At 50.2% G+C, this 649-nt stretch carries 1 pseudogene; it reads right to left on the reverse strand.

The features are described 5' to 3' along the window. Positions 1–146: 146 nt before the first annotated feature. Positions 147–649: pseudogene (locus LIZ66_RS18365) on the reverse strand (virulence-associated E family protein); the annotation flags it as partial.

The raw sequence follows: 649 nt of genomic DNA on the forward strand, positions 1-649 counted from the left end.
TCTGGCGATGGTTACTATTTATACTTTTCTTTTATTTTTCTGTTGTTTTGGTTGTCATAGGGGAGAAAAGCCCAGAAATAAGGGATTTTCCCCGGCAACCGGCTCGGCAACGGGATAGCAACAGGGGGTGCAACGGGCTGTCATTTTCAGAATGGAAGCTCCATCTGTTCTGAGACCTCCACAAAACCATCCCTCGTTTTTTCAGACGGGTTGCATAAGTCCGTTGCCGGGTTTTCACGCTCCCAGCCCTTTTGTCTGCCATATTCGGAAAACATTCTTGGGTTCGGGAAGTACCGCCAGCCGGAAATACACTGATTCATAATCTCGTTGATTTCCCGGATTTCCCATTGCTTCGGCTCGTCAAAGGCATGGTTTAAGGCTTCCTTGTAGAGCTGCTTGGAACAGACCATGCTCCCGGTGTACTTATCAAGATACGCCTGTATCATCCCGGCTTTGGTGTCCTCCGGCATAAAATCCCGCTGGTGTTCTTTGAGATACCGCTGCATGGCAGGGCTGAAAGCCAGCTTGAACCTGCCGCTTCTGTAAATTTCCATCGCTTCTGCCCACATCTGCTCGATATAGGCTCTGGAAGCGGCTTCGTCCTCCAAAATGTGAACCTCGGCTTGCTCCGGGTACACCATGACGGGGA

Source organism: Blautia faecis (assembly GCF_020554845.1).
In the GTDB taxonomy this organism is placed as follows: Bacteria; Bacillota; Clostridia; order Lachnospirales; family Lachnospiraceae; genus Blautia_A; species Blautia_A faecis.